General features: G+C 68.8%; 26 protein-coding genes and 2 pseudogenes. 12 read left to right on the forward strand and 16 right to left on the reverse strand.

From position 1 onward, the window contains the following. Positions 1 to 207: 207 nt before the first annotated feature. Genes OHU89_RS23480 through OHU89_RS23490 form a run of 3 tightly spaced genes read right to left on the reverse strand, consistent with a single transcriptional unit; the run spans position 208 to position 2,620 of the window. Positions 208 to 1,068: a hypothetical protein gene (locus OHU89_RS23480; protein WP_405645607.1), complete on the reverse strand. Its 861-nt coding sequence runs from the start codon at positions 1,066 to 1,068 to the stop codon at positions 208 to 210. Then, the gene (locus tag OHU89_RS23485; RefSeq protein ID WP_405645609.1) at positions 1,065 to 1,904 is read right to left on the reverse strand and encodes a hypothetical protein; all 840 of its coding nucleotides are present in this window, start codon (positions 1,902 to 1,904) and stop codon (positions 1,065 to 1,067) included. The genes OHU89_RS23480 and OHU89_RS23485 overlap by 4 nt, the downstream gene beginning before the upstream one ends. Beyond that, positions 1,901 to 2,620 carry a hypothetical protein gene (locus OHU89_RS23490; protein ID WP_405645611.1) on the reverse strand — a complete coding sequence of 240 codons (720 nt, stop codon included), beginning with the start codon at positions 2,618 to 2,620 and terminating at the stop codon, positions 1,901 to 1,903. The genes OHU89_RS23485 and OHU89_RS23490 overlap by 4 nt, the downstream gene beginning before the upstream one ends. Positions 2,621 to 2,762: 142 nt before the next feature. On the opposite strand from OHU89_RS23490, the gene OHU89_RS23495 reads away from it, so the two are divergent. After that, complete coding sequence (locus OHU89_RS23495; protein ID WP_266890572.1) at positions 2,763 to 3,125, forward strand: DsrE family protein; 363 nt, start codon at positions 2,763 to 2,765, stop codon at positions 3,123 to 3,125. Here OHU89_RS23495 and OHU89_RS23500 read toward each other — a convergent pair. The 8 genes from OHU89_RS23500 to OHU89_RS23535 all read right to left on the reverse strand — a co-directional run bounded on the left by OHU89_RS23500 (position 3,119) and on the right by OHU89_RS23535 (position 8,511). After that, the gene (locus tag OHU89_RS23500) at positions 3,119 to 3,499 is read right to left on the reverse strand and encodes a VOC family protein (protein ID WP_405645612.1); all 381 of its coding nucleotides are present in this window, start codon (positions 3,497 to 3,499) and stop codon (positions 3,119 to 3,121) included. The two genes, OHU89_RS23495 and OHU89_RS23500, sit on opposite strands and share 7 nt — an antisense overlap. A gap of 10 nt (positions 3,500 to 3,509) precedes the next feature. Beyond that, entirely contained in the window at positions 3,510 to 3,770 is a 261-nt protein-coding gene (locus tag OHU89_RS23505) for a DUF3099 domain-containing protein (RefSeq protein WP_046258727.1), read from the reverse strand. An 80-nt stretch (positions 3,771 to 3,850) separates the two neighbouring features. Next, a complete protein-coding gene (locus tag OHU89_RS23510) occupies positions 3,851 to 4,138 on the reverse strand; it encodes a DUF1416 domain-containing protein (RefSeq protein WP_266825316.1) in 288 nt (95 codons plus the stop codon). A 62-nt stretch (positions 4,139 to 4,200) separates the two neighbouring features. Further along, positions 4,201 to 5,040, reverse strand: a complete 840-nt coding sequence (locus tag OHU89_RS23515) for a sulfurtransferase (RefSeq protein ID WP_266890565.1) — start codon at positions 5,038 to 5,040, stop codon at positions 4,201 to 4,203. A gap of 401 nt (positions 5,041 to 5,441) precedes the next feature. Next, positions 5,442 to 6,170 carry a DUF2993 domain-containing protein gene (locus OHU89_RS23520; protein WP_266890563.1) on the reverse strand — a complete coding sequence of 243 codons (729 nt, stop codon included), beginning with the start codon at positions 6,168 to 6,170 and terminating at the stop codon, positions 5,442 to 5,444. 109 nt (positions 6,171 to 6,279) lie between these two features. Next, positions 6,280 to 7,341, reverse strand: coding sequence for a hypothetical protein (locus OHU89_RS23525; protein WP_405645615.1), 1,062 nt, complete (start codon positions 7,339 to 7,341; stop codon positions 6,280 to 6,282). A 2-nt stretch (positions 7,342 to 7,343) separates the two neighbouring features. Next, the gene (locus OHU89_RS23530) at positions 7,344 to 7,598 is read right to left on the reverse strand and encodes a MoaD/ThiS family protein (RefSeq protein ID WP_046258723.1); all 255 of its coding nucleotides are present in this window, start codon (positions 7,596 to 7,598) and stop codon (positions 7,344 to 7,346) included. A gap of 37 nt (positions 7,599 to 7,635) precedes the next feature. Beyond that, complete coding sequence (locus OHU89_RS23535; protein ID WP_405645617.1) at positions 7,636 to 8,511, reverse strand: alpha/beta hydrolase; 876 nt, start codon at positions 8,509 to 8,511, stop codon at positions 7,636 to 7,638. A 118-nt stretch (positions 8,512 to 8,629) separates the two neighbouring features. On the opposite strand from OHU89_RS23535, the gene OHU89_RS23540 reads away from it, so the two are divergent. From OHU89_RS23540 to OHU89_RS23570, 7 genes are all read left to right on the forward strand, one after another. Then, entirely contained in the window at positions 8,630 to 9,409 is a 780-nt protein-coding gene (locus OHU89_RS23540) for a response regulator transcription factor (RefSeq protein WP_266825303.1), read from the forward strand. 84 nt (positions 9,410 to 9,493) lie between these two features. Then, a complete protein-coding gene (locus OHU89_RS23545) occupies positions 9,494 to 10,516 on the forward strand; it encodes a LacI family DNA-binding transcriptional regulator (protein ID WP_266825301.1) in 1,023 nt (340 codons plus the stop codon). 198 nt (positions 10,517 to 10,714) lie between these two features. Further along, a complete protein-coding gene (locus OHU89_RS23550; RefSeq protein WP_405645619.1) occupies positions 10,715 to 11,872 on the forward strand; it encodes a S1C family serine protease in 1,158 nt (385 codons plus the stop codon). 28 nt (positions 11,873 to 11,900) lie between these two features. Next, a complete protein-coding gene (locus OHU89_RS23555) occupies positions 11,901 to 12,077 on the forward strand; it encodes a hypothetical protein (protein WP_405645621.1) in 177 nt (58 codons plus the stop codon). A 90-nt stretch (positions 12,078 to 12,167) separates the two neighbouring features. Further along, a complete protein-coding gene (locus OHU89_RS23560) occupies positions 12,168 to 12,905 on the forward strand; it encodes a response regulator transcription factor (protein ID WP_405645623.1) in 738 nt (245 codons plus the stop codon). Next, positions 12,902 to 14,365 carry an ATP-binding protein gene (locus OHU89_RS23565; protein WP_405645625.1) on the forward strand — a complete coding sequence of 488 codons (1,464 nt, stop codon included), beginning with the start codon at positions 12,902 to 12,904 and terminating at the stop codon, positions 14,363 to 14,365. Before OHU89_RS23560 ends, OHU89_RS23565 begins: the two co-directional genes overlap by 4 nt. Before the next feature lie 350 nt (positions 14,366 to 14,715). Further along, the gene (locus tag OHU89_RS23570; RefSeq protein WP_405645626.1) at positions 14,716 to 15,021 is read left to right on the forward strand and encodes a hypothetical protein; all 306 of its coding nucleotides are present in this window, start codon (positions 14,716 to 14,718) and stop codon (positions 15,019 to 15,021) included. A gap of 49 nt (positions 15,022 to 15,070) precedes the next feature. Here the strand turns inward: OHU89_RS23570 and OHU89_RS23575 are convergent, their stop codons facing one another. After that, positions 15,071 to 15,469, reverse strand: a complete 399-nt coding sequence (locus OHU89_RS23575; protein WP_405645628.1) for a hypothetical protein — start codon at positions 15,467 to 15,469, stop codon at positions 15,071 to 15,073. Next, positions 15,466 to 15,753 carry a hypothetical protein gene (locus OHU89_RS23580; protein WP_405645630.1) on the reverse strand — a complete coding sequence of 96 codons (288 nt, stop codon included), beginning with the start codon at positions 15,751 to 15,753 and terminating at the stop codon, positions 15,466 to 15,468. Before OHU89_RS23580 ends, OHU89_RS23575 begins: the two co-directional genes overlap by 4 nt. Positions 15,754 to 16,213: 460 nt before the next feature. Between OHU89_RS23580 and OHU89_RS23585 the strand changes: the two genes are divergently transcribed. The 4 genes and pseudogenes from OHU89_RS23585 to OHU89_RS23600 all read left to right on the forward strand — a co-directional run. Next, complete coding sequence (locus tag OHU89_RS23585; RefSeq protein ID WP_405645632.1) at positions 16,214 to 17,098, forward strand: hypothetical protein; 885 nt, start codon at positions 16,214 to 16,216, stop codon at positions 17,096 to 17,098. Between the two features lie 244 nt (positions 17,099 to 17,342). Beyond that, entirely contained in the window at positions 17,343 to 19,409 is a 2,067-nt protein-coding gene (locus OHU89_RS23590; protein ID WP_405645634.1) for a pectinesterase family protein, read from the forward strand. Positions 19,410 to 19,455: 46 nt separating this feature from the next. Continuing rightward, the gene (locus tag OHU89_RS23595) at positions 19,456 to 19,902 is read left to right on the forward strand and encodes a hypothetical protein (protein ID WP_405645635.1); all 447 of its coding nucleotides are present in this window, start codon (positions 19,456 to 19,458) and stop codon (positions 19,900 to 19,902) included. Positions 19,903 to 20,481: 579 nt separating this feature from the next. Then, a pseudogene (locus OHU89_RS23600) lies at positions 20,482 to 20,690 on the forward strand (winged helix-turn-helix domain-containing protein); the annotation flags it as partial. Here the strand turns inward: OHU89_RS23600 and OHU89_RS23605 are convergent. The 3 genes and pseudogenes from OHU89_RS23605 to OHU89_RS23615 form a co-directional block, all read right to left on the reverse strand. Continuing rightward, a pseudogene (locus tag OHU89_RS23605) lies at positions 20,645 to 22,407 on the reverse strand (ABC transporter ATP-binding protein). The pseudogenes OHU89_RS23600 and OHU89_RS23605 sit on opposite strands and share 46 nt — an antisense overlap. A 72-nt stretch (positions 22,408 to 22,479) precedes the next feature. After that, positions 22,480 to 22,614: a hypothetical protein gene (locus tag OHU89_RS23610; RefSeq protein ID WP_405645637.1), complete on the reverse strand. Its 135-nt coding sequence runs from the start codon at positions 22,612 to 22,614 to the stop codon at positions 22,480 to 22,482. A gap of 387 nt (positions 22,615 to 23,001) precedes the next feature. Beyond that, the gene (locus OHU89_RS23615; RefSeq protein ID WP_405645639.1) at positions 23,002 to 24,810 is read right to left on the reverse strand and encodes a bifunctional metallophosphatase/5'-nucleotidase; all 1,809 of its coding nucleotides are present in this window, start codon (positions 24,808 to 24,810) and stop codon (positions 23,002 to 23,004) included. Between the last annotated feature and the right edge of the window lie 37 nt (positions 24,811 to 24,847).

Here is a 24,847-nt window from a genome sequence, read left to right on the forward strand (position 1 = left end):
TTCCTAGGTATGGGTCAGCGCTGGCCCTGGTACAGCTTCTTCGCTGTCAGCCCGGCGAAGGCGAGGACGCCGACGCAGACCAGGGCGAGCAGGATTTCGAAGACAACCTCAAGCACTTGGTGCTCCTACGGTGAGCGAGGGTGGTCGTTGCACAGGCCGGGCCCCAGCTTAGTCGGCCGGGGCCCTGCCTTCTCTGCGAGGTACGCCTCAGCCGAGCAGCTGGCTCTGCAGCGTCACCGTCTGCTGGAAGGGCACGGCCTTGGCGCCGCCCTTCTTGGACTGGACGACCAGCGCGAGGATGTCACCGGAGACGAGGTAGGCCTGGCGGACGTGCTCGGCGCCGTAGGGCTTGGTCTCGGTGTACGGGTACCGCCGTACGTCCTCCACTACGACCTTCGTCGGGAACCCCTCGTCCATGAGGCTCTGGGTGGCGCCCTTCAGAGCGTAGGGAGGCGCCATGACGCTGGAGAAGTAGTTCTGCTCAAGGCTCTCGGCGACCGCGGCCGTCTCGAACTGGAGCAGGTAGATCCGGGTACGCGTGCCGTCCGTCGTGGTCCAGCCGCGGGCGGCGATGTGCCGCAGCCCGTGGTCGGTCAGCAGCGTCCCGAGCGTCTCCCGCTCGCCCTTCGACTCGTATGCCGCCAGGAAGTCCTTCGTCGCCAGCCAGCCGGCCTTCCCGTCGAGTGCCTTGTCGGCCGTCGCGCCCTCGGGTGCGGGCAGCAGGAGCTTGCGCAGGTCGGCGTAGTGCGAGCCGGCCGTGTTCGCCTCGGCGAAGGGGCCCGGGCTGCCGGAGGGCAGCGGCGGCCTGACGATCTCCGGGTACTGCCAGCGCCCGTCCGACTCGGTCGCGAGTCCGGGTACGTCCGTCCGCTCCATGCGGGTGATGCCGTACGCCGTCCCCGCGCCGGCCACGGCGAAGACCACGACGGCGGCGGTCCAGCGCAGGACGGCCCGCAGGACACGACGGTCCTTCGGGGCCGGGGCCGGGGCCACGGGCCCCGGGACCGCCTCGGGCACGGGAGGCACCACGAGGTGCTGCTGCTCGGTCGTTTCCGTCTGCTCGGTCATACCGCCTCCCCAGGCTCCGCGATGCGGTCGAGCTGCTCGGCGAGAAGCGCCGCGATGGACTTGGTGTCGAGTGACTTGACGCCGTCGGCGGTGGCACTGATCAGGATGTCGCCCTGGTAGGCGGAGCAGAACATCATGTCGAGGTCGTCGTCGGCATCCTTGGGCGGCAGGAAGCACTCGGCGTTCTTGAAGCCCTTGATCTTCGGGCCCGCGCGGAAGATGTCCAGGGCGTCGAGGAAGGCGTTCTGGGACGTCGAGATGTCCTTGGCGGCGGCCCGCTTCTCCATCCGGGACAGCGTGATGCTGACCACGGACGCACCCTTCCCACTGGCGTTGCTGCCCGTCGCGCTGACGTAGCTGCGCATCGCCATGCCCGTGATGCGCTGCTTGTCGATCTCCTTCTCCAGCCGTCGGCGCTGGGTACGGGGCAGGCCGCTCAGCGACTCCTTGCGCAAGGCGGTGGCCTGGGCGCCGCTGAGCTCGGCGTCGGAGCCGAACTCGGCGAGGTCCGGCCCCCGGTTCCAGCCGACGGTCCCGTACGGCACGAGCACCCCGGCGAGGCCTTCGGGAGTGGCCGTCTTCTCCTTGTCCGCCTTGGGCTGCGGGAGCTTCCAGCGCGGAGCACCGGCGTCCCGGTCGGCGCCGTCCACGGTCACGACGGTGTAGCCGGCGCCGGCCACGACGACACCGGCCAGCAGCACGGACCCGGCGATCGCGGCGATACGACCACGGCGGACGGGCTTCCTCATGGGCTGCGCGGGGGCCTCGTCGGGGACAGGGCTCTGGAGGACCTGGGGGGTCTCGGTGCTCTCGGGAGCCTCGGGAATCTCGCTCACAGCCGCTCCATCTGCCGCTCGGCCAGGTCCATGATCTTCTTCTTGGTGATCGGCTTGGTGTCGTAGACCCAGACCTCCACGGCGATGTCACCGCGCCAGGCATGTGCCTCCGCGCTGTAGAGCGGCAGGTAGCCGGGCTCGGTCTCGGGCTCGTGATGGACGTACGCCATCCCGTCCTCGGTGCCCGGAACGACCCAGCTGTCGGTGGAGTCCTCCTTGTCCGCCCAGTACTGGCCGTCGTCCACGGCGTCGTCGGCCGCGAGGTACTCCTCCTGCCGGTACTGGATCAGCCGGATCGTCACCGACAGATTGCCGGTCTCCCAGCCGGTGACGGCCGCGCGGCGAAAGTCGTCGGCCACGAGGTCGGAGAAGGCGACGCCCGGCTTCTCGAAGGCGCCGGCGTAGGACGCCAGGTGCATCCAGCCGTCGCTGTCGTCCAGCCAGTCGGCCTTCTTCGCCCCGGTCGGCTTCTTCAGCAGGAGCTTGCGCAGATCGCCGTCCGTCTTCAGACGCCGGTCCTGCGCCGCGGACAGCGGCTCGACCTCACCCTTGGCCTGCTTGACGGCAGGCTGGGACAGCGACGGCAGCCGGGTGGGCTCGCGGTCGGCCTGGACGAGGAAACCGGTGCAGGTGCCGGCGACCGTGCCGAGGACGGCGGCCGCGGCGATGAGGAGCGTGGTGCGTCCGCGCCGGCGCGGACGGGGCGCTTCGGGCACCTCCGCCTGTACCGGTATTTCCAGAACTTCAGGTACTTCCAAGACGTCCCCCCACAGAACGTGAAGTGCGCATTCCGTATGCGCGCACAGGAGACTCACTGCCGATGACCTGGGTTGTAGGCGAGATGATTACGATTCAGGCATGGCGAAGAAGCTCGTGATCAAGGTGACGGCGGGGGCCGATGCCCCCGAGCGCTGCTCGCAGGCGTTCACGGTGGCGGCGGTGGCCGTGGCCAGCGGGGTGGAGGTCTCCCTGTGGCTGACCGGGGAGTCCGCGTGGTTCGCGCTGCCGGGCCGCGCCGCCGAGTTCGAACTGCCGCACGCGGCCCCGCTCCCCGACCTGATCGACTCGATCCTGGCCGGCGGCACGCTGACCTTGTGCACCCAGTGCGCGGCCCGTCGGGACATCACGGAGAAGGACGTCATCGAGGGCGTTCGGATCGCGGGGGCGCAGGTGTTCGTGCAGGAGGCGCTGGGGGACGGGACGCAGGCGCTGGTCTACTGAGCCGTCCGGACCCACAGACAGAACGGATGGCCCGCCGGGTCGAAGAGCACCCGGACGTCGTCCTGCGGCTGGTGGTCGGCCAGCCGCGCTCCCTCCGCCAGGGCCCGCGCGGTCTCGCTGTGCAGGTCGTCGACCTCGATGTCGAGGTGCAGCATCATCTGCTGCTCGCCGGGTCTGCGGGTGGGCCAGACCGGCGGCACGTACTCGGGCTCGGTCTGGAAGGACAGGCCCGTGCCGCCGCCGGGCGGGCCGATGGCCACCCAGTCGGACTCATCGGTCCGCACGACGAAGCCGAGCAGACGCATGTAGAAGTCGGCGAGCCGGTGGGCGTCCGGTGCGTCGAGCACGACGGCGGACAGCTTCGTGGGCGACATGCGGGCCTTCTTACCGCGGCCGCTTCTTCCCGTCCAGTTCGTCCCACCAGTCGTCCGACTTGGGGTCACCGGACGGGTCGTCCCACCAACGGTCGTCGGGACCACGGCGGTTGGCGACCATCGCGGCGACCGGGGGGATCAGCATGGCGACCACGCACATGCCGACGGCCACCGGAACCGACCAGAGGCGCACGACTGACCAGGCCAGGACGAAGAGCCCGATGCACGTGCCCATCATGGCGAAGTAGACATGACGTCGTCGCGCCAGCATGAGTCCAGCGTAGGCCCGTACCCGGACATGCCGAAGGGCCGCACCCGACGGGGTGCGGCCCTTCGGTCGATCTCGGCGGTTCAGACCGCGATCGCGACCTCCGCGAGGCCGCCCTGCTGGGCGACGACCGTGCGGTCGGCGGTGCCGCCGGGGACCAGGGCGCGGAGGGTCCAGGTGCCCTCGGCCGCGTAGAAACGGAACTGGCCCGTCGCCGAGGTCGGGACCTCGGCGGTGAACTCGCCGGTCGAGTCCAGGAGGCGGACGTAGCCCACCACCGGCTCGCCGTCGCGGGTCACCTGGCCCTGGATCGTGGTCTCACCGGGCTTGATCGTCGAGGCGTCCGGGCCGCCGGCCTTCGCTCCACACATGTCTTTCTCCAAGAGGGGTCTGACCGGAAGGAAGGCCGGTCGGGATTGAGCGGGGTCTGTGCTTACTTGTTGGCGCCGAGCTCGATCGGAACGCCGACCAGGCTGCCGTACTCGGTCCAGGAGCCGTCGTAGTTCTTGACGTTCTCCACGCCCAGCAGCTCGTGCAGCACGAACCAGGTGAGAGCCGAGCGCTCACCGATGCGGCAGTAGGCGATGGTGTCCTTCGCCAGGTCCACCTGCTCCTCGGCGTAGAGCTCCTTGAGCTCGTCGTCCGACTTGAAGGTGCCGTCGTCGTTGGCGTTCTTCGACCACGGGATGTTGCGGGCGGACGGGACGTGGCCCGGACGCTGCGACTGCTCCTGCGGAAGGTGCGCCGGGGCGAGCAGCTTGCCGCTGAACTCGTCGGGCGAACGGACGTCGACCAGGTTCTGCGAACCGATCGCCGCCACCACGTCGTCGCGGAAGGCGCGGATCGCGGTGTTCTGGGCCTTGGCCTTGTAGTCGGTGGCGGCCCGCTCCGGGACCTCCTCGACCAGCTCGCGGGCGTCCAGCTCCCACTTCTTGCGGCCGCCGTCGAGCAGCTTGACGCTGTCGTGGCCGTACAGCTTGAAGTACCAGTAGGCGTAGGAGGCGAACCAGTTGTTGTTGCCGCCGTAGAGGATCACCAGCGTGTCGTTGGCGATGCCCTTCGCCGAGAGGAGCTTCTCGAAGCCCTCCTGGTCGATGAAGTCACGGCGGACCGGGTCCTGCAGGTCCTTCGTCCAGTCGATCCGGATCGCGTTCTTGATGTGGTTCTTCTCGTAGGCGGACGTGTCTTCGTCCACCTCCACGATCGCGATGTCGGCGTTGTCGAGGTTGGCCTCGACCCAGTCGGCGTCGACCAGGACGTCGCTGCGGCTCATGCTCTTTCTCCTCCGGGGCAGTTACGGCGGGGTGTGCGAGTGCGAGGGTGCGTGGCCCGGTGCGGGCGCGGCGCACGGATGCCCTGGAATCAGGGCGGGGGATGCGGAAGGACGGAGCTTCCGCTCAGAAGGTGCGACAGAGCATGGCGGCAACGCGGCACAGGTCCACTGCCCGCCGCTTCGTGAGATCCGCCTGTCGCTTCATGCGTCGATCGTAGGGACGGACAGCCTGGCGTGTCACCGGCGTGTCGTATTTTGAGACGCGATCGTCCGGGATGTGGGATCCGAGCAGCGCCCGGGCCGTGTTCGCACGGGTTTCGGGCGCCGGTGGCCGTCGTCACATCTGCGGTGCGGACGGCCCGTCTCGCTCCTCGGACAGTTCCTGTCCGCCGAACGCCGTCCTACCCGGCCAGCTCGACGTTCGAACCCTTCACCGTCACCTCTACGCCGTTCTGCGCGGCCTCGACCTTGTCGAGCTGCACGCCGCCGGGCAGGTCGTCGATCTTCTGCTCGAAGTCGGTGATCGAGCGGACCTTGCCCTCCGCGACCTCGACGACCATGTTCGGCAGGTTGTCCGCGTGCACCTTCACGGTGTCGCCGTCGACGGTGACCGTGCTGAGCACCGGGTACGTCGTCGACTTGCCCAGGGCCGTGACCTTGACGTTCACCTTGATCTTGCCGTTGCCGCCGTCGGAGAGACCGACGACCTCGGCCGTCACCCCGGTGAAGATCTCCGTCGGTTCGGACTCGGCGGCCTTGAGCAGCTCGTCGTAGGAGATGCTCGCGGTGCCGTTCGCGGTGGCGGCGGTCGCGGAGCTGTAGTCGCCGGAGAAGGCGACGCCCTTGAAGTTCGCCTTGATGTCGTCGATGCGGATCTTGTCGCCCGTGGTGCCGGCCGCGGCCTCGTAGTCCTTGATGCCGACCTCGGTGTCGTCGAGCTCGCCGGAGACGACCTGGGTGAGGAACGGGAAGCCCTTGATGGACACATCGGGGGTGGAGGAGAGGTTCTCGGTGGTCCTGAGCTTGTCCGCGACCTCACCCTCCGCGAAGTGGACCGCGACACGGTCGGCGATCACGAAGAGGCCGCCCAGAATGACGACGACGATCAGAAGTATTCGCAGTGCGCGCATTCTTTGGTGTTCCCCCACCTAGGCGGTCTACGTCCGGGTGTCACCGTAACTCCGGCCGGGGTGCCGACCAGGAGTTTGTCGATCACCTGTGACAAGGCGGTCCAGGGCTTTACCCGAGCGCCCGCCCCAGCAGGTACACCGCCGGTGCCGCGGCGGCCAGCGGCAGGGCCACGCCCGCCGTGAAGTGCACGAAGCGGGACGGGTAGTCGTAGCTCGCGACCCGGTGGCCGATCAGCGCGCACGCCCCCGCGCCCGCACCCAGCAGCGCACCCTCCGAGCCCAGGTCCGTCATCCCGCCGACCGCGATGCCCGCGCCCGCCGCGGCGAGCAGCGAGACCACCACGGAGGCCGGCGTCGGCAGCGGCAGCGCACGGGCCAGGACGGTGACCGCGACCGAGGCCGCGCCGACCGTCACCGCGTCCGCGGCGGCCGCGAGGTAGCCGGACGCGATGATCGCCAGGGCCGCCGAGGCGACGGTGGCCATCAGGCCGTACATCCGGGTGTCGGGGTCGGCGTGCGAGCGCAGCTGCAGCACCAGGGAGAGCAGCACCCACACGCCCAGCGTCCCGAGGATCGCGGACGGCGCGTGGTCGGACGCCAGCAGCGCCACGTCCGCGACCAGCGCGCCCAGGAACGCCAGCGCGATGCCCTGCCGGGCGGGCCACATGCCGTTCAGCCGGAACCAGCCGGCCGCCGTCACCGCCTGCAGGGCGACGAGCGGGACGAGCAGGGCGTACGACCCGACGGCCGCCGTGCCGGCGAGGAGCAGACCGAGCAGCGCGGTGAGCACGGCGGGCTGCATGCCGGGTTCGATGACCGGGGAGCGGCCCTCGAGCCGGGCGCGCTGGGCGTCGGTGATGCGGGCGTTGCCGCCGATGCTGGCGGGGCCGTAGTCGGAGGTGGCGGGAGCCTGCGCGGGGGTCGCCACGGGGGCCGGCGGCTCGGCGTACGCCTGCTGCGGCAGGTACGACGTGTCCGCGGCCGGCGCGACCGGTGCCTGGACCTGTGTCTCCCAGGTCTGGCCCTGCCACTGCTGGGCGGCCTGCGGATCCTCGTAGCCCTGCTGCTGCCCGGGCCAGGACTGCTGCTGATGCTGGGGCTGGTGCTGCTGCCAGTACGGGTCGTACCCCTGCTGGTACTGCTGCTGCCCCTCATACGGCTGGTCGGTCATCGTCACCCTCCTGCGAACGGCGGGAGCACCTCGACCGTGCCGCCGTCGGCCAGCCGTACCGTCTCATGTCCGCGGGTGCCCACGGGGTCACCGTCGATGAGGAACGAGCATCGCTGCAGGACGCGCGTGAGTTCGCCGGGGTGTCGCCCGCGCACCGCGTCGAGCGCCTCGGCGAGCGTGTCCGCGTCGTACGCCTCCTCGGCGACGCCGGCCGCGGACTTGGCGGCGGCCCAGTAGCGGACCGTGACCTTGGGCATCCGGTTCCTCAATCAATCGGCTGTGTACACGGTCAGGCTAGCCGCCCTGTGCGACGGCCCAGTCCCCGATGCGCCTCAGCAGCTCGTCGGGCGCCGCGTTCTCGGCATGGCCCATGCCGGGCTCCAGCCAGAGTTCGCCGTGGTCACCGGCGGCCGCGGCCAGCATGCGGGGGTGGTCGAGGGGGAAATAGCCGTCGCGGTCGCCGTGGACGACGAGGAGAGGAGTGGGGGCGATCCTCGGGACGGCCTCCACCGGGGACAGCGGGACCGGGTCCCACTCCCGGTGGTGGATCCTCGTCCGCAGGCCGTAGCGGCCCACCAGACGGCCCTCGGGGCGGGTTATCAGCCAGTGGACCCTGCGCATAGGGGCCGTACCGCGGTAGTACCAGCGAGCCGGAGCACTCACCGAGACCACCGCGTCCGAGTGCGCTTCCGTGCGCCCCTCGCGCCCCGAGTCACCGTCCGGTCGGTACAGGGCCGCGTGCCGCAGCACCACAGAACCGCCCATGGAGAAGCCGACGGTCACCACGCGCGTGTGCCCGAGCGACCGGGCCCACTCCACCGCGGCCGCCAGATCGAGCACCTCGCGGTCCCCCACCGTCGAGCGTCCGCCGGAGGCCCCGTGGCCGCGGAAGGAGAACGTGACCACGGCCCCGTACTGCGTGAACGTCTCCACCACCCGGCGAACATGAGGACGATCCGCGTCGCCGGTGAAACCGTGCGCGACGACGAACACGAGACCACGCGCGGATGAAGCGGAGGAGTCGTATACAACGGCCGGCGGATCGTATACGGAATCGATCGTCACACCGTCGACGGTGTGCAGAAACGTCCGTATAGGTGTGCCTCTGTTCGTCTCAGAGTGCGGAATCAGGGTGGATCGCACCACACGACCTGCCGGATCAATGCGCATGTGGGCTATTCTCCTCAACAGAGGACTCGGGCAATGCAGCCCCCGAGTCCTTTTGTGCTTTCGGATCACCTGTATACGAAAGCTACGACCTCGCCGGGACCGAGGAGGAACCAGCCGTATGAGTTCTCTGCTGCTCCTGACCAATGCCCTCCAGCCATCGACGGAGGTGCTTCCCGCTCTCGGCCTGCTCCTGCACAACGTGCGAGTGGCCCCGGCAGAAGGCCCTGCCCTCGTCGACACCCCTGGTGCAGACGTCATCCTCATCGATGGCCGCCGCGATCTGCCACAGGTCCGCAGCCTGTGCCAGCTCCTACGCTCCACGGGGCCGGGCTGTCCGCTCATCCTCGTCGTCACCGAGGGCGGCCTCGCCGCCGTCACCGCCGACTGGGGCATCGACGACGTCCTGCTCGACACCGCCGGACCGGCCGAGGTCGAGGCACGACTGCGCCTCGCCATGGGTCGGCAGCAGATCGTCAACGACGACTCCCCCATGGAGATCCGCAACGGCGACCTCTCGGTCGACGAGGCGACCTACAGCGCCAAGCTGAAGGGCCGGGTCCTCGACCTGACCTTCAAGGAGTTCGAGCTCCTCAAATACCTCGCCCAGCACCCGGGCCGCGTCTTCACGCGCGCCCAGCTGCTCCAGGAGGTCTGGGGGTACGACTACTTCGGTGGCACCCGGACCGTGGACGTGCACGTACGACGTCTGCGCGCCAAGCTCGGCCCCGAGCACGAGTCGCTCATCGGAACCGTCCGGAACGTCGGTTATCGATTCGTTACGCCGGAGAAGGGTGGGGCTGTCTCGGACGAGGCAAAGTCCAAGAGCGCCCAGCCAAAGGCGGAGGATGCGGACGAGACGACCGCCCTGGACGCGGCCGAGGTCAATGCGGACGTATAGCCGACATCGGAAACGCTCAGGCGGGGCACAGGGAAGCTCCTTCACGCCCTGCCCAGAGCGGGTCCATCCGCGTAGACTCCGCGCGTGGCCAAGGTAACCAGGGATGACGTGGCGCGGCTGGCGGGGACGTCCACTGCCGTCGTCAGCTATGTCATCAACAACGGACCCCGGCCGGTTGCCCCGGCCACGCGCGAGCGTGTCCTCGCCGCGATCAAGGAACTGGGCTACCGGCCCGACCGGGTCGCCCAGGCGATGGCATCGCGGCGCACCGACCTCATAGGCCTGATCGTGCCGGACGCGCGCCAGCCCTTCTTCGGGGAGATGGCGCACGCGGTCGAACAGGCCGCGTCCGAGCGCGGAAAAATGGTGCTGGTCGGCAACTCCGACTACATCGCCGAGCGCGAGGTCCACTATCTGCGGGCCTTCCTCGGTATGCGGGTCTCCGGACTGATCCTGGTCAGCCACGCACTGAACGACAACGCCGCCGCCGAGATCGACGCCTGGGACGCCCGGGTGGTGCTGCTGCACGAGCGGCCCGAGGCGATCGACGACGTCGCGGTGGTCACGGACGACCTCGGCGGCGCCGAGCTCGCCACCCGCCATCTCCTGGAGCACGGCTACGCGTACGTCGCCTGTATGGGCGGCACCGCCGAGACCCCCTCCGTCGGCGACCCGGTCTCCGACCACGTCGAGGGCTGGCGGCGCGTGATGGACGAGGCGGGGATCTCCACCGAGGGGCGGCTCTTCGAGGCGCCGTACAACCGCTACGACGCGTACCAGGTGGCGCTGGGTGTGCTGTCGGGCCCCGAGCGGCCGCCCGCGATCTTCTGCTCCACCGACGACCAGGCGATCGGCGTGCTGCGCGCGGCGCGCGAGCTGCGGATCGATGTGCCGGGTGAGCTGGCGGTGATCGGGTTCGACGACATCAAGGAAGCGGCGCTCGCGGATCCGCCGATGACAACGATCGCGTCGGACCGGTCGGCGATGGCGCGGGCGGCGGTGGATCTCGTCCTGGACGACGGTCTGCGGGTCGCGGGATCACGCCGGGAGCGGTTGAAGGTGTTTCCGTCGAGGCTTGTTGTGCGGCGCTCTTGCGGGTGTGAATAAGTCCGGCCGTCTTTCGTCTGCGGCTTGTCCGTGGCTGGTCGCGCAGTTCCCCGCGCCCCTGGGTGGGTCTTCATGAGGTCTGTCTGAGAAGGCTCCGCCTACTCCCTGGTCCGGCTTTATATCGGGCAAACGAGGTTCTGGCGGCGTTCTCAGGGAGCACTCAGGGAGCTCTCATGGTGGGGCGACAAGCTCATTGCCATGACCGAGAGCTTCCGCCGCGACGGCGAGTACGAGCAGTACGCGAACCCCTACCAGGGCGCCCAGCAGCACGCCTCCTCCCCCGTGAACCCGGAGTGGCCGCCCCCGCCGGCGCAGCCGCCCGCGCCGCAGCCGGTGACCGTCGAGCCCGGTACGACCGTGTGGCCGGCTCAGCAGCAGGCGGCCTACGCCACTTCCGCTGACGGCGGCGACGGCAACGGCGGCGGAACGGCTCTCCTCACCGCGGCACCGGCGGAGCCCGCGGCCCCCGCGCCGAAGAAGCGGACCCGCGGTCCCCTCGCTCTCCTCGCCGCCGTGGCGATCGTCGCCGCGGCGATCGGTGGCGGTACGGCGTACGGCATCCAGGAGCTCACCGGCAACGACACGGTCACCTCCAGCAGCACCAGCACCAACGTCATCCCGTCCTCCGCCAAGGGCACGGTCTCCGGGGTCGCCAAGGCGGTCAGCCCGAGCATCGTCGAGATCAACGCGACGCTGAGCAACGGCTCCTCCACCGGCTCCGGCGTGATCATCACCAGCGACGGCGAGATCATCACCAACAACCACGTCATCTCCGGCGCCTCCTCGATCAAGGTCTCGACGAGCGACGGCAAGGAGTACACGGCCAAGGTCGTCGGCACCGACAGCGCCAAGGACCTCGCCCTGATCAAGCTGGAGAACGCCTCCGGCCTCACCCCCGCGACCCTCGGCGACTCCGACGGCGTCCAGGTCGGCGACGAGGTCGTGGCGATCGGCTCCCCCGAGGGCCTGACCGGCACCGTCACCAGCGGCATCGTCTCGGCGCTCGACCGCGACGTGACCGTCTCGACCGACGAGAGCCAGAGCCAGGGCGGCCAGGGCGGCGGCAGCGGTCAGTGGCCGTTCGAGTTCGGTGGTCAGGAGTTCAACGGCGACACCGGTTCGTCCACGACGACGTACAAGGCGCTCCAGACCGACGCCTCCCTGAACCCCGGCAACTCCGGCGGCGCGCTGATCGACATGAACGGCAACATCGTCGGCATCAACTCGGCCATGTACTCGGCCGCGGACTCCACGTCCTCGTCCAGCGCCGGCAGCGTCGGCCTCGGCTTCGCCATCCCGATCAACACCGTCAAGTCCGACCTGGCGAAGCTGCGGGCCGGCGGCAGCGACAGCTGAACCAGCTCTGACCAGTAGGGAGTACGTCATGATCAAGCAGGTTTCCCACACGGTGGCCGGCGACGACCCGGCCGGCTTCGCCCTCGCGCTGACGGTGGCGTACGAGCTCAACGCGCCGACCGCGGCGGTCCGGGCCCCCGAGATCTCGACCGCGGCCGCCCGGCACGCGGCCAGGGTCAGCCGTCGTCGTACGGTTCGCGGCTGATCCACACCGTGTTCGACCCGACTGCCCCGAAACATGCGAGGCTGAGAGCCACCCAGCCCCGCCCCACCGCACCCTGAGGAACCGCGAGCGATGAGCCCCGCCGATGGCGACCGTGACCCCCAGCGCATCCTGATCGTCGACGACGAGCCGGCCGTACGCGAAGCACTCCAGCGCAGCCTCGCCTTCGAGGGGTACGACACCGAGGTCGCGGTCGACGGCGCGGACGCGCTGGAGAAGGCGACGGCGTACCAGCCGGACCTGGTGGTCCTCGACATCCAGATGCCGCGCATGGACGGCCTGACCGCCGCGCGACGCATGCGGGGTGCGGGCACGATGACGCCGATCCTGATGCTGACGGCTCGGGACACGGTCGGCGACCGTGTGACGGGGCTCGACGCCGGCGCCGACGACTACCTGGTCAAGCCGTTCGAGCTGGACGAGCTGTTCGCGCGGGTCCGTGCGCTGCTGCGGCGCAGCTCCTACGCTGCGGCGAACGCGGGGGCCGCTGTTCAGGAGGACGAGGCGCTGACCTTCGCGGACCTGCGGATGGACCTCGCGACGCGGGAAGTCACCCGTGCCGGGCGCCCGGTGGAGCTCACTCGAACCGAGTTCACGCTGCTGGAGATGTTCATGGCGCATCCGCGTCAGGTCCTCACCCGTGAGCAGATCCTCAAGGCGGTCTGGGGCTTCGACTTCGAGCCGTCGTCGAACTCCCTCGACGTGTATGTGATGTATCTGCGCCGCAAGACGGAGGCGGGCGGAGAGCCTCGGCTCGTGCACACGGTGCGTGGCGTGGGGTACGTGTTGCGACAGGGCGGGGCCGAGTGAACAGGGTTCTGCACCGGTTCCGGACACTTCCCATCCGGGCGCGGTTGTCGTTGCTGGTCGCTGCGGCGGTGGCGTTCGCGGTGGCGGCGGTTTCGGTGACTTGTTGGTTCATCGTGCAGGGGAAGTTGTACGACCAAGTGGACAACGACCTGCAGAAGTTGATGCAGGGGCCCAGGCAGATCCAGCAGATCGGCGATGCCGAGGCCGCCCTCAATTCCTGCACCACGAACCCGACGAACGGCACTGGCTTCAACTTCCGGAACAACTACTCGCAGGTGGTGACGGACAGCGGCAAAGTCTGTGTCTTCGACGGCTCCACGGGCACGATCAAGGTCACTCAAGCCGACAAGAACGTGATCGAGAAGGCCGACAGCGACCGGCTCTACTTCCGCACAGGAGCCGACGAGGACGGCAACGCGGTACGCGTGGTGACCCGTTATCTGGGCCCCACCACCACCGGCACCGGCGAGGCCGGCCCCAACGTCGGAATCATCGCCGCCGTCCCGCTCAAGGGCACCCAGTCCACCCTCAACGAACTCGCCCTCATCCTCCTCCTCGTCTCCGGCGTCGGAGTGCTCGGCGCAGGCGCAGCCGGCCTGGCAGTAGCCCGCGCAGGCCTACGCCCGGTCGACAAGCTCACCGAAGCCGTAGAGCACGTGGCTCGCACGGAGGATCTGAGCGTCCGCATCCCGGTCGAGGAGGACTCCGAGGACGAGGTAGCCCGCCTCTCCCGCTCCTTCAACTCGATGGCCTCCTCGCTGGCCAACTCCCGCGAGCTGCAACAACAACTCATCGCGGACGCAGGCCACGAACTCCGTACCCCCCTCACCTCCCTCCGCACCAACATCGAGCTCCTGACCCGCAGTGAGGAGACCGGCCGCCCCATCCCCGAGGCGGACCGCAAGGCGCTGCTCGCCTCGGTGAAGGCGCAGATGACCGAACTGGCGGCTCTCATCGGCGACTTGCAGGAGCTGTCGAGGTCGGAGGGGCAGCGCGGGGAACGTGTGCAGGTCGTCTCGCTGGAGGACACCGTCGAGTCCGCCCTGCGCCGCGCACGGCTGCGTGGACCCGAGCTGACCATCGATGCCGACCTGCAGCCCTGGTACGTCCGCGCGGAACCCGCCGCTCTGGAACGTGCCGTGGTCAACATCCTGGACAACGCGGTGAAGTTCAGCCCCGAGGGTGGGACCATCGAGGTCCAGCTCGACCACCACGGCGTCCTCACCGTCCGGGACCACGGACCCGGCATCCCCGAGGACGAACTCCCGCATGTCTTCGACCGCTTCTGGCGCTCCCCCAGCGCCCGCGCCCTCCCCGGCTCGGGCCTGGGCCTGTCGATCGTCGCGAGGACGATGGAACAGGCGGGCGGCACGGTGATGCTGGCCCGCGCGGACGGCGGCGGCACGGTTGCGACCGTGCGACTGCCGGGGGCGCCTACGCTGCCGCCGGAAACTTCGTAGGACGATCTGAGCTCACAGCCAGGGCCAGTCTGCAACGGTTCGATGCCTCAAGGTATGGGTCGTTCGCTGTGCCCACTTCAGCACACACGGCGCCGACGCTCCTCGTTCCCTAGCCCTCACCTTGCAGAACGCTGCGCCGATCAGCCAGGTACGTGAGCGTGGAGCAGCACATTCCCACTGGGCTGCTCCACGCACAGCGAGATCGGGCGAAGCAGCGACACACAGCACCACCCTGCCCACATCTGCCGCTGTGAGCGCGAACGCATCCTGCAGTATCGCCGCGTCCACTGGAACGCCGTCTACGGCACCGCCGCCAACATGCGAGGTACCCACGGAGAGGAGGCCTCCGCATGAGTACCCCCGAGAGTCTCCGTCTACTGCCCTGGACCACCCCCGAGGGCAAACCCTGCTACCTCAGCACCGACGGCGGCGACAGTCGGTTGTCCCTGCTGGCCGACGACGTGGAAGCGGCTCAACTGGAGTCCGCGGAGCAGGTGCTCGCGGGTGCCAGGGCCGTGCTCGCCGATGCGAAGGCGGGTGAGCGGGCGGTGTGTTTCGCGCTCACCAGGGCGACCGAGGCCCTGGAGGACGTGATCCGGGTCGCGGTCAGCCGGGGCGGGGCGCGTTCCGGAGTGCGAGAGGTGACATCGCGATGACGGCGGGGGCGCGACCACCAGGTTCGGTGGTCCCGCCCCGCCATCCGCGTCAGTGGAAGCCGAGCATCCCGGGAGAGTCGACGTCGACGGTCACCACACCCGGCGGATATGCGTCCTCCCGAGTCGTGAGCAGGATCGACATGCCCGTGAACTCGGCTCGGGGCAGCGCACAGTACAAGGCGTGGCAGATATCGGCGCCCCCGTACCCGTCCCGGATCATGGTGCCGACGCTGGCCGAGGAGACCGTGTCGAGGGGGTCGACGACCACCGAGGAGAACGCGAGCACCCGGCTGGCCGCGTCGGCGTCCTCGGACTCCGCCTGCATCAAGCAGAGGGCCGGAATCCGGAGCAGGTCGCCCGGGGTCCGGGCCATGTTCGAGGCGAGCAGGTTCAGCGTTTTGTGCCCGTCCGCGAGCGCCCGGGTGGCACCGGTGTCCAGGATGATCACGTGGCTGTGCCCCGAGCCATGCGCACCTTCTCAGCTGCCATCTTGTAGATGTTGGCGAGCACGTCTGGCGCCCGATCGAACTCCTCATCACTGATGTCGAGGCCGATCACCTCGCGGACAACCCGGCGGTCGGCCGCCACCCTCTCCGCGATCTCCTCCGCCGTCGACTGCTCTGAAGCCAGCTGCTCGACGAGCTGTCCCAGGGGCACCCCCCGCTCCCTGGCGATCTTCGCCAGACGATCACGGGCTTGCCGGGACACCTGAATGGTCGTGTGCTCTGCCATGGCTCCACCATAGCGATCCCATGGCGCTCGGGCACTGCACTGCCTCCCACTTCACCCGAAGGTGCCCGCGATCCGCTTCCCCGTTGACACCGAGAAGAACCCCACCCCCGGCAACCTCTTCCTCAACAGCTTTGCCAGAAAGGCGACTTACCCCCTCCACACCTGACTTCGATCGAAGGCGCTCCTCACCACGGTGAAGGCGCAGGTGACCGAACTGGCATCCCTCATCGGTGACTTGCAAGAGCTGGCCCGCTGTATCGAAAAGGGTGTGCCACGTCCGAGACAGTTGCTCCCGTGAATCGGAAACGGACAAAGAGCGACAGACACCCCCGTCGACTGTCGATGTCCTGTCATTCCTTTCGCATTCCTGACCCTACCCGTGAGTACCCTGAGACCTTCCTGGCTGTCCGACAGGTGCCATCGGCACCTGTGCACAGCACTCGGGAGTGAGCCAACCCCCATGCGACTCATTCGCAAATCGAAGATCAAGAAGCTCGGGACTCTGAAGAAGAGCGCCCTGATCACCGCGTCCACCGCCCTCGCCCTGACCGGCCTGCTGGCCGGCGCCGGTTCCTCGCAGGCGGCCAGCAGCGGCCCGGGCGGCGCGACGAACATCCGGGGCACGGACCCCGGGAACACCGACCTGATGATCGAGCGGCTCTGTGAGCAGGAGGGGAGCCTGACGGGCGTCTACGGCGCCCTCAATGTCGACACCGGCGAGTTCAAGACCCGGGACGAGTACCTGGACGACGTGTTCCCCCTCTGGGAGCCCGTCGGACCGTGGGAGACCTTCCGCGGCTGGTGCGGTTACGCAGAGTCCTCGACGTGGTCCATCAAGGGGGAGCCCGTGCGCACCTCGCCGTGGATAGGCAACCGCGGTTCGAAGGACGACAAGGAGACCTTCGTCAGCAGCTACAGCACCAAGACGTTCGCCAAGAAGAGCGTCGGCGCCTCGATCAGCCTCTCCGCCGCCAAGAGCATCTTCTCAGGCACCGTCGGCGGCACCGCCGGCTACGAGTGGGGCTGGGAGAAGACCTCGTCCTTCGAACGCCGCAGCGAGAAGACGATCCCGCCGTGCACCCAGGTCGCCGTGACGTGGACGCCGTACCAGCGCGTGGTGCGGGTGAATCCGGTCTTCTACGTCGAGGACTACCAGTGGAACAAGGACCCCTCCAGCAGGAACAACATGCGGACCGTGCACAGCTGGCGCGACCGGGGATACAACACGATCTACTCGTACGGCTACTACATCGACGGCGTCTCCGACAAGCTCCTGCCCAACGGCCAGCCCGACGGCCGTGAAGACAAGATCGAGGAGAAGCTGGACCCGAAGACCTGCGCCTGATCCGGATCGGCGCGGCAGCTTGGCGATGACGACCTGCGGGACCATCGAACCCGGTGGTCCCGCAGGTCGTCGCGTCTGTCACGGCATCACCATCACCGCTCCGGGGCTCCCGCGCACCACTCTCTCCCGCTTCACCTGAAAGCGCCTCCAAACGCGACCCGCCACCACGGCAACCTTTTCCCCAACAGCTCCGACAAGCAGGTGACTTAACCCCTCCACACCTGACTTCGATCGGAAGCAGCCCGTGACTGAAACCCGCAGCAGGGCACCCCGCCACCGCAGGCGCAGGACCGCGCTCGTGGCCGGCATCCCTCTGGCCCTGACCTCAGCCGGCGTGCTCGCCTACAGCCCTCTCTTCGGCGACGACGCCCAGTCCTCCGCCTCCGCCGCCACCGCCGCGGCCCCCGCGTGGGCGACCGCCACCGCCGACGGCTTCGCCTCGGTCAACGCCCTGGGACAGAACGGCACTTACGGCGGACGCGACGGGCAGATCGTCACCGTCAAGACGCTCGCCGACCTGGAGAAGTACGCGACCGCGGCCGAGCCGTACGTCATCGTCGTCGCCGCGACCATCAACATGAACCCGGTCGGCAAAGAGATCAAGGTCCAGTCCAACAAGACCATCGTCGGGTCCGGGACCTCCGGGCACATCGTCGGCGGCGGGTTCTTCCTCGGGTCCGGCGTGCACAACGTGATCATCCGGAACCTGACCATCCGGGACGCCTACCAGGGCATCTGGAACGACAAGGACCACGACTTCGACGCCGTCCAGATGGACGGTGCCCATCACGTCTGGATCGACCACAACGATCTGCGGCACATGGCGGACGGGCTCATCGACGTCCGCAAGGACAGCACCTATGTGACCGTGTCCTGGAACAAACTCAGCCAGGACAACAAGGCGTTCGGCATCGGGTGGACGGAGAACGTCGTCACCGACATCACCATCCACCACAACTGGGTCCGCGAGACCGAGCAGCGCAACCCGTCGACGGACAACGCCGCCCACGCGCACCTCTACAACAACTTCCTCGAGGACGTCGCCGACACCGACATCAAGTCGTCGTACGGCAATTACTCGCGCGGCGCCACGAAGATGGTCCTGGAGAACTCGTACTTCCAGGGCGTCAACAACCCCGTCATCAAGGACGCCACCGCGACGATCGTGCAGAAGGGGAACACCTTCGTCGGCACCAGCGGGCGCAACGAGAGCGGGGGTACGGCTTTCGACCCGAAGACGTACTACGCCTACACGCTCGACAAGACGGCCGACGTACCGGCGCTTCTCAAGTCCGGTGTGGGGCCCCGGAGTTCGATCGGTACGACGGCGACCGCCTCGACGAAGGCCGCCGCCGCGACCACGCTCACCGTCGCCAAGGACGGCAGCGGGCAGTACTCGACCGTGCAGGCCGCGGTGAACGCCGTACCGGCGAACAACCCCTCCCGCGTGGTGATCTCGGTGAAGCCGGGGACCTACCGCGAGCTGGTCAAGGTGCCGTCCAACAAACCGCACGTCACCATCCAGGGGTCGGGCGGCAGCCGTAACGACACGGTGATCGTCTACAACAACGCGTCCGGCACCCCCAAGCCCGACGGCTCGGGCACCTACGGCACCGGCGGCAGCGCCACCGTCGCCGTCGAGGCCGACGACTTCCAGGCCCGCAACCTGACCATCTCCAACGACTTCGACGAGGCCAGTCACCAGGACATCGCCAACCAGGCGGTCGCCCTGCGCACCGCCGCCGACAAGGTGTTCCTCGACGGGGTCATCGTCAGCGGCGACCAGGACACGCTCCTCGTGGACACCGCGGCCAAGGACAAGCTGGGCCGGGTCTACATGACCAACTCCTACGTCATCGGCAACGTCGACTTCATCTTCGGGCGGGCGACCGCGGTGATCGACAAGTCCGTCATCACGCTGAAGAAGCGCTGGAACGGCACCTCGGCCGGCTACGTCACCGCGCCCAGCACCGCTGCCGGCCGCAAGGGCATCCTCATCGCCAACTCGACCGTGAACGGGGACGTCTCCTCCGCGAGCTTCTACCTGGGCCGCCCCTGGCACGCCGGCGGTGACGCGAGCCTCGACCCGCAGACCACGGTCCGCAACACCTCGTTGAGCGCCGCGATCAAGTCCACGCCGTGGACCGACATGAGCGGCTTCTCCTGGAAGGACGACCGGTTCGCGGAGTACAAGAACAGCGGTGCGGGCTCGGGTGCGGCGAGCAGCAACCGGCCGCAGCTGACCGACGCGCAGGCCACCGGCCAGGAGGTCGCGGACTGGCTCGGTGACTGGACGCCCACCGCTTCCTGACGCACAGGTCCCCGTCCTACGATCATCCCGACCACGGGGAGGGATCATGGGCGGGGACATCATCAGGGAGTACCGCAGACGGGGGCCGGCGTGGAAGGCGGCCGCCGCCGTCGCGCTCTTCTTCGCGGCCGGCGTCGGGGAAGTACTGCTCAACGGGGTGCCGTTCTGGCCCGCGGTGGCCCTGGTGACGGTCCTGCTGCTCTCCAACGGCTGGATGGCGCTTGCCCTGCTGCGGGCCCGTACCGTCGTACGGCCCGGCGGAATCACCTCGTACAGCGCGCTGCGCGTGCGGAAGTGGACCTGGCACGACATCCAGGACCTACGCGTCGAGAACGCCCCGCAGGACTCCAGCCTCCGGTTCATCACCTGCCTGTACGACACGACGGGCCGCCGGACCGTACTGCCCTTCGTCAACGACCGGTGCGTGCCGGACCTGCCCGCCGAGACCGAGTTCCTGCGCGGCGTCCTGGCGAGCGGCCGGGGCGTGGCGTAGATACGCGCCGTGCTTAAAACTGCTTAAAGCTCACGCATATCGCCCTGCCAGCTCCGCCACAGCACCTCGTCACACCGTGTTCGGATGGCTCGGAAGATTCTGCTGGCCGACGACGACGTGGCCGTGAGGGAAGGGCTCGGGCGACTCCTGCGGTTCGAGGTCAGCAACGGCTCGCTGGGGAGCGCGCATCGGGGCGCTTTAGCTCGATCGTGTGATGGTCCGCTTATGGGCTTGCGGTGTTGTGAGCCGACCGGGTTAACGTGATTACGCGATCTGGCACGCCGGGTACGGCGCCAGCGTGCGGGACCCCCGCTCCGCCGGAGTGATGGTTCGGGGCCTCCCCGCCGCATCTGGCCGTACCAACCCAGCCCGGGTCGCGCAGGGAACTGGCCTCCCGGGCCCGGACCACGCACAGGATGCGTGTCGCCGCCCCGGGGTCGAGTACGCCGGGGACCAGTGCGCCCAAGACCGTTCGGGGCGTGCGACTGAACGGACTCACCCCCGCTCAGCCCTCAGGAACGGTACGAGACCGTGCTCGCCGGGGACAGACGCACTGTTCCCACAGCGGTCGGCATGTGGCATCCAGCGAAGGTGCTCAGCCGGTCCCAGATCCTCATCGGGGGGTCTGGGGCTTCGACTTCGAGCCGGCTTCCAACACCCTCGACGTCTACGTCATGTATCTGCGGCGCAAGCTGGAGAGCCGCGGCGAACCGCGGCTCATCCAGACCGTGCGGGGGCTGGGCTACACGCTCAGGAGTCCGGTGGGATTCCCGGCCGGACGGGTGTGAGCGGCCAGCCGGGCGTACGTCCCGCCGCGCTCCACGAGTTCGTCGTGTGTGCCGACCTCGACCAGCCGGCCCTCGTCCACGACGAGGATGCGGTCGGCGTCGGGGGCGAGGCTCAGATCGTGGGTGATCATGATCGTCGTACGGCCGGACATCAGGTGGCGCAGCGGCCTCACGACGCGGCGGGCGGCCACCGAGTCGAGGCCGGTGGTGGGTTCGTCGAGGATCAGGACGGGGGCGGCGCGCAGCATCGCGCGGGCGATGGCGATCCGCTTGAGCTGGCCGCCGGAGAGGGCAGCGGTGCCGGGGGCGATGACGGTGCCGTAGCCGCCGGGGAGTTCGGCGATGAACTCGTGCGCCGCGGCCGCCCGCGCGGCCCGCTCGATGTCCTCGTCGGTCGCGCCGGGGCGGCCGCACTCGATGTTCTCGCGGATCGTGCCGTGCAGGACGAGCGTCTCCTGCGGTAGCAGCGCCACGTTCTCGCGCAGGAATTCCAGGGGTACGTCGGTCAGCGGGACGCCGTCCAGGCAGAGCACTCCGGACGAGGGGTCGTAGAAGCGGAGCAGCAGCTTGGCGAGGGTGGACTTGCCGGCGCCGCTCGGGCCGGTGACGAGGAGGAGTTCGCCGGGGGCGGCCTGGAAGGTGACGTCGTGCAGGGAGTCCCTGGCCGCGCCGGGGTAGCGGAAGCCGGCGCCGTGGACGCTGACCCAGCCGCGCACCGGCCAGTCCCGGACCGGTTCGGCGGGGTCGGTGACGGCGGGTTCGGCGTCGAGGATCTCGCCCAGGCGCTGGGCGCCCGCGGTGGCGGCGGTGAGGGTGAGGCCGAGCTGGCCGAGGTTGCGGACCGGCGGGTAGAGGTAGCCGATGAACGCGGCGAAGGCGAGGAGCTGACCGAGGGTCATACGGTCGGCGGAGATCTCCCAGACGCCGAGTCCGATGACGGCGAGGACGCAGATCGTCTCGACGACCTCGACGAACTGCTCGTACATCTCGCTGAGCCGTGCCCCGCGCACGGATGCCTTCATCCAGGCGCGGGCCTCGCGGTCGAGCCGCTTCTCCTCGTCGGCGCGGCGGTTGTAGGCCTGGGTCAGCACCACATTGCCGAGGGACTCCTCGACGACGGAGGTGATGGCGCCGTCGGCGGTCCGCTCGTCCTGGGAGGCGTCTTGATGCGGCCGGCGAAGCGGCGGGCGGCCAGCAGGAACAGGGGGGCGAGGACGAAGGTGACGAGGGCCAGGTCCCAGCGCAGATACAGGGCGGCGGCGGAGTAGAAGACGGCGGAGAACGCGGCGGCGACGGTACCGACGACCCCGGACACCACCATCTGCTCGATGGCCTCGACATCACCGGTGAGCCGTTCGACGAGGTCGCCCTGGCGGTGCTTCTGGAAGAAGTGCGGGGGCAGGTCCTGGACGTGCCGGAACACCTTGGCCCGCAGGCGGAGCACGAATCTCTCCGCGGTCCAGGTGGCCAGCGAGTTGCCGAGGTAGCCGACCAGCGCGCCGAGCGCGGCGACGGCGAGCCAGGCGCCGGCCGGGGCCCAGAAGGCGGACAGCGAACCGGCCTTCAGGGCGGTGTCGGTCAGGTGCGCGAACAGCAGGATCGAGGCGGTCTCGGCGAGCGCGGACATCACCACGCACCCGATGATCGCCACCAGCCACCTGCGGTCACCGCGGGTCAGCGGCCAGAAGCGGCGGAAGGCCTCGCGGACTTCCCTCATGATTCCTCCTCCCTACATGCCGGAGGCGGGGCCACCGAGTCCCTGTCGGTGGCCCCGCCTCGTGATGCGGTGTCAGCAGCCCTTGCGGGATACCGGACGGGCCTTCGCGGCCTTCTTCGGCGCGGCCTTCTTCTGCTGGGCCTTCGGCGCCGGGGCGGCGGGCCTGGTGTTCTTCTTGGCGACGGGGGCGATCTTGTGGAAGCTCATAGGAATTCCCTCCCTGGGTATCAGGTTCAGATTATGTGGGGCTTGTTTCAGTTCTTATGGGAGACCGGGCGTCGCTGCGGAGTCACCTTCTTCACCTGGGTCTTCTTCTTGGGGGCCGGGGCGGGCTTGTGAGCCTTCTTGACGGGGGTGATCTTGTGGAAGCTCATTTCGTTCTCCTTCGGTGGTGCCGTTCGCTTTCGACATGGAAAACACTACGGGACCGCAAACCCGGAAAAGGCCAATTCCACTTAGACCTCGATGAATTGCAGCTGAGACCGTTTTTCAGGCGTCACCCGGAACCAATCCGCCACTCACACAGGTTTTAATACGCGAAGAGGCGGCCGCGTCGATATGACGCGACCGCCTCTTCGGGCTTGCTCGGTGGAGCTACTTCACGATCGTGATCCGGTTCGCAGCCGGAGGTGCGATCGGGCTCGTGGCCGAGGAGTTGGCCAGGAGGTACTGCTCAAGCGCCGCCAGGTCGTCCGCGCCGACGAGGTCGTTGGTGCCCAGGCCCAGCGTGGTGATGCCGTCGCCGCCGCCCGCGAGGAAGCTGTTGGTCGCGACGCGGTAGGTGGCCGCCGGGTCGATGGCCGCACCGTTGAGCCGGATGGAGTCGACGACGATCCGCTCGGCGCCGGTCTTCGTCAGGTCCAGCGTGTACGTCAGACCCGACGACGGCTGCAGGATCTTCGGCGAGGCCAGGTTCGAGCCGCTCACCTGCTCCTGGAGGACCTGGACCAGCTGGGCGCCGGTGAAGTCCTGGAGGTTCACGGTGTTGGAGAACGGCTGGACGGTGAAGCCCTCGGCATAGGTCACCACGCCGTCGCCCTCGGCCCCCTTGGCCGCGTAGGTGAGGCCGGCCCGCACACCGCCCGGGTTCATCAGCGCGAGGTCGGTCTCCGGGTCGAGCTGCTTGCCGTAGGCGAGCTGCGCGTCGGCGATGAGGTCGCCCATCGGGGACTCGGTGCCGGTGCTCGGGATGTCCGCGGAGATGTAGCCGATCGCGCGGTTGCCGATGGGCGCCGCGAGGGTGTTCCACCTGCTGATCAGCTCGGTCATGTCCGTCGCCTTGGCGACGGTCCGGGTGACCACGTGGTTCGCCGACTTCACGGCCGTACGGGCGATGTCACCCGTCCACCGGTCGTACGTCAGCGTGGTGTCCGTGTAGAGACGGCCGAAGGACGCGGCCGAGGTGACCGTGCGCGGGTTGCCCGCCGGGTCGTTGATGGTGCAGGCGTAGGCGGCGTGGGTGTGACCCGTCACCAGCGCGTCGACCTGCGGGGTGATGTTCTTGGCGATGTCCACGATCGGGCCGGAGACGCCGTCGCCGGCGCCCGGGGCGTCGCAGTCGTAGTTGTACGACGCCGAGGCCGGGGCCCCGCCCTCGTGGATGAGGGCCACGATCGACTTGACGCCCTGGCGCTGGAGCTCCTTGGCGTACTTGTTGATCGTCTCGACCTCGTCCTTGAACTTCAGGCCCTTGACGCCCTCCGCGGAGACGACACCCGGGGTGTCCTCCAGGGTGACGCCGATGAAGCCGACCTTGACGCCGTTCTTCTTCCACACCCAGTAGGGCTTGAGGATCGGCTTGCCGGTCTTCTCGTTCAGGACGTTGGCCGCGAGGTACGGGAAGTTCGCCCCCGCGAACTCCTCGTCCGTGTAGCAGCCGGCGGTCGGGTGACAGCCGCCCTTCTGCAGACGGGCCAGTTCCTTGGCGCCCTCGTCGAACTCGTGGTTGCCGACGGAGGTGACGTCCAGGTCGAGGCCGTTGAGCGCCTCGATGGTCGGCTCATCGTGGAAAAGTCCCGAAATGAGCGGAGACGCACCGACCATGTCGCCGCCGGCGGCGGTGATGGAGTACTTGTTGCCCGCACGCGCTTCGCGCAGATGCGTGGCGAGGTACTCGACACCACCGGCGTCGATGGTCTTCGTCGTGCCGTCCGCCTGGAGTTCGGTGACCCGGCCGGACGAACCGGACGGCGGCTCCAGGTTGCCGTGCAGGTCGTTGAAGGACAGCAGCTGCACGTCCTGGTAACGACTGGGCGCCTTACCACCCGACGTGCCCGACTCGCCCGCCGCGGCCGTCGAGGGCAGCGCGGCGGCGAGAGCGCCGACGGTCGCGAGACCGGCGGCTGCGGCAAGGAGACGGACGGTCCGTCTGCGGCGGTGGTGCGGCTGGGATATGGCTGGCATACGCCCCCCTGTGGGATGTCTGAATCACGTGGGCCCC

It is taken from the genome of Streptomyces sp. NBC_00019 (assembly GCF_045041015.1).
Taxonomy (GTDB): domain Bacteria; phylum Actinomycetota; class Actinomycetes; order Streptomycetales; family Streptomycetaceae; genus Streptomyces.